The organism is Nostoc sp. UIC 10607 (assembly GCF_047228265.1).
GTDB lineage: Bacteria > Cyanobacteriota > Cyanobacteriia > Cyanobacteriales > Nostocaceae > Nostoc > Nostoc foliaceum_A.
This window is the reverse complement of sequence record NZ_JBIQNW010000153.1, coordinates 1-3,171: the sequence shown is the minus strand read 5'-3', so window position 1 is coordinate 3,171 and position 3,171 is coordinate 1. Positions and strand designations below refer to the sequence as shown.

Here is a 3,171-nt window from a genome sequence, read left to right as displayed (position 1 = left end):
GTCCCCAAGCTGGATTTATCGCCTTTTCCTGCACCCTCTTGACAAAAGTGCAATCATTCTAACCTCTCACCGATGTCCCTAGATTTTCTTACTCAGCACGCATCACCAGCAACTATGTTTTGTATGCCATCCTGACTTTTCCCGTTAAGTCTCTTTTGCAAGCTGCTAACCCTCACAAAGGTCGTGTAATTTTAACCAACCTCGCCACAGTACCTGGATACCAATAGGTGTGTTTGCTTCGATGTTCGAGATAGCCGCCAAGCCGAGCAACAGCTTCAACCACCCTTGGCGCTGAATTAGTACTGCAAGAAATATATACTTTTTATGAGTGCAGTACTTAACTTAGAAGCACATTAACGATCAGTTTCAGACAGCTTCAGATTTTCCATAATCGTCTTTAAATGAGGTTCAAACTGCTCGAAGCTGGCAAGCTGTTTGAATGTATTACTTTTTGCCGCTGGCTCGTAGCCTGTAGTAATAATGTACAAATTCCCATTAAATGCCATATAGTTCACATACTTTTCGCGCACCTGCCCTAAGCGGTCTATACTCTTAAAGCCATACTTTAACCCTGGCAAATCACCAATTTTGACTTCTTCTGGTTGTTGCACCTGAACTTTGTAGGTTGTGCCATAAGTCGAAGTACGTTCTTTTGTAATCGTTTGGTAGTAATCTGCGATTACAGCTTTTAATGCAGTCAGTGCCTTAGCTTTATCATTAGGATTGCTATAGGTGAATAGCCCTGGGACTAACCCAAGTTGTTCAAATTGGGTTTGCAGAATCGGATAGTCAGTATACGTCCGGCGTTGAAGTTCGACGCTTCCCACATCAAGTTTGTTGCGATAGACGCACAAGAAAGGATTTTGATAATGGCAAGGGCTGACATTCCATCCCACAGGAAAAGAGGTTTTACCTAGAACCGACAGCCACGGATTACCTAATTCTGTTTGAGTATCGTACAGAGGAGTACCATCACTCGCTATTACTACATAACGATATTGATGAAACGCAGTTCCTAAATAAGGCTTGAGTTGGGTAACACCATCAGCATTGCGAACTGTAACTTCAAAGTAGCCCCCTTCTGGCACCCAACCAATCCACCAGCCTTGGTTGTATTTGTCATAGCCAACTGTTTCCCAAAACTTGAAGCGCGCTCTACGCTCATCTTCCGGATGTATACTCTGGTTAACTTTGCGCCAAGTCGGTTGCCCCCAATTACGTAAAGCATCGCGTAACATCGGCAGTGGCATTGCTACCGGAGGGCGATTGAGATACCAACCATAGCGATCGCGCTCAGTCTTCAAGTAAGTACGAGTACAGCCATCATATTGCGCCGAAACCAGCCGTTCATCAGCTGCGTAAACTTCGTAGGTTGAACCGTCTAATTCTAAAGTATTGAGAACTTGTTGTTTCTCGATTCCCGTTAAACGATCAAAATCTGGAGTCAAGGTGATGCGGCGATTTGTAATCGTATCTAAAATCTTTTTTCCAAAGAATTGATTGGGATCATTTTTGAGTTGGTTTGCACGTTGCTGTACTTCAGGGTTCACTTGTTCTGGCGGACGACCAAAACGTGGACAGTTTGCCTGGGCTGGATGTGTCCCAATCCCTACATAAGCAGCGAGTAAGACAACTGGAAACAAAGAGTTCAGTATGTGCTTACGCATTTTGAGCTTCAGGATATATTTCACAAAAATTTTTTGAGGGGCTGTAATTATTGGTTTCCGAGAGTGACAAAACAGGGTTAATCACTCCCACAACAATACGCAGGGTAAGTCATTGTTAGCTAAACGTAACAACTCATAGCCATCAACTTTACCCATATTGCCACAGCAAAGGTGATCTACAGCTTCTAAGCCAAAGTTAAGCAACATATTAAGCTTACGTGTAACTTGATAGATGGGCTTGGTATCTCAGCCCATCCTACGGCGCTTGAGTGCAAACGTCTTATTTCTGTTTGCAGGTTGCGGTAAGTTCTACATTGTAGAAAGTTCCTGGTTTGGGATTAATTGAACGCAACTCCTGGATAAAAGCATTAAATCTTGCATTGCTTGTGCTGAAGCTGGCTTCGGCACAAGCAGATAAACCTCCTTCGATGGGAATAGGAGATCCGGCCTTGGGACTATATACAATGAATTTATCGACGGTACTAGTGCCGACTGCAAACCCGATAACTTGGCGAATTGTTCGCAAAGCGGCATTATCTAAAGAACCACCAATACTGCCAATACTGATATTAACCGCACGACTTTCAGCCACAGCGGGCGCACTAATCGACAATACTGCCCCGACAATCATCAAACAGGTGAATTTCTTCATTTTCCTCTCCTCCAAAAAATTGAAAAACTAATAATTAGGTTTCGACATGGATGAAGTAGATCAGAGATGCTAGCCATGTAAGCTTTTCAGACACGCTTGTGTGTGTATAAACGGCAAAATCTGTGAACCTATACCATGATTCTAAAAATCCCTACATCTTTTCGTAAAATGTGCTTAAAAACCTTAATTTTTCGTTGTCAGTTCTCGATAAGCTTAAGCTTTGTGACACAAATATTATTAGTGGGATAGGTTCTAGACAGAGAGTGTCCGCCTGTATTAGATGGTGTTCTCTGCTATTGTGATTTGAATTTAAAAATAAATAGGGGATAAATAGGGGAGATAATTGCAATTACAGAAAAAATTTTCAGCACCGATTAATTTGGGGGGATCACCCTGGCTCTGACCCGGTTGCGAGGTTACGGTCATCTCAGAAGTGTCTTGTATGTGCAGCCTGAACGAGAGCTAGAAAAACTCTTTGATGATTGGGATCGAGAATTGAAAGCTCAGGATGCCGCACACCAATTGCCCAAGGATGGTGTTCATGGTCCACAGTTTCAATGACTCCATCATCCCAAGCATGAGCAACAACCCGCCAACCAGGCGGTACTTTATCTACCGCTTGATGATGCCAAGAAACTACAGATATGTGAGAATTCTGTAAACAGTCAGCTAAAAGGCTTTCTACATCTATCCTGACGAGATGTTCTGTAGGTAAATGTCGTCCAGGTTCAGACTTTAGACGATGTAATGCAGATGTACCGTAAACATCTGGAATGTAAACTACCTACGCTCACCGCAAGCGGTGAGCGTAGGCTTTTAAGTAGCCCTGAACTAACCGTACTGAGTTCACAG

Annotated in this window: 3 protein-coding genes and 1 pseudogene; all 4 read right to left on the bottom strand. The window is 43.1% G+C overall.

Features of this window, described 5'->3' with window-relative positions; all coding sequences use genetic code 11:
* Nucleotides 1–353 precede the first annotated feature (353 nt).
* On the bottom strand, nt 354–1,667 hold the full coding sequence (locus ACEYW6_RS35905) for a hypothetical protein (protein WP_412983561.1): 1,314 nt from the start codon (nt 1,665–1,667) through the stop codon (nt 354–356).
* A gap of 81 nt (nt 1,668–1,748) precedes the next feature.
* Entirely contained in the window at nt 1,749–1,874 is a 126-nt protein-coding gene (locus tag ACEYW6_RS35900) for a hypothetical protein (protein WP_277926811.1), read from the bottom strand.
* Between the two features lie 73 nt (nt 1,875–1,947).
* The gene (locus ACEYW6_RS35895) at nt 1,948–2,319 is read right to left on the bottom strand and encodes a hypothetical protein (protein WP_412983560.1); all 372 of its coding nucleotides are present in this window, start codon (nt 2,317–2,319) and stop codon (nt 1,948–1,950) included.
* Nucleotides 2,320–2,881: 562 nt separating this feature from the next.
* A pseudogene (locus ACEYW6_RS35890) lies at nt 2,882–3,010 on the bottom strand (gamma-glutamyl-gamma-aminobutyrate hydrolase family protein); the annotation flags it as partial.
* Nucleotides 3,011–3,171: the final 161 nt, after the last annotated feature.

Bases quoted from the DNA above. Each gene is read 5' to 3' on its own strand.
- ACEYW6_RS35905 (WP_412983561.1), bottom strand. From the start codon at position 1,667: ATGCGTAAGCACATACTGAACTCTTTGTTTCCAGTTGTCTTACTCGCT.
- ACEYW6_RS35900 (WP_277926811.1), bottom strand. From the start codon at position 1,874: ATGTTGCTTAACTTTGGCTTAGAAGCTGTAGATCACCTTTGCTGTGGC.
- ACEYW6_RS35895 (WP_412983560.1), bottom strand. From the start codon at position 2,319: ATGAAGAAATTCACCTGTTTGATGATTGTCGGGGCAGTATTGTCGATT.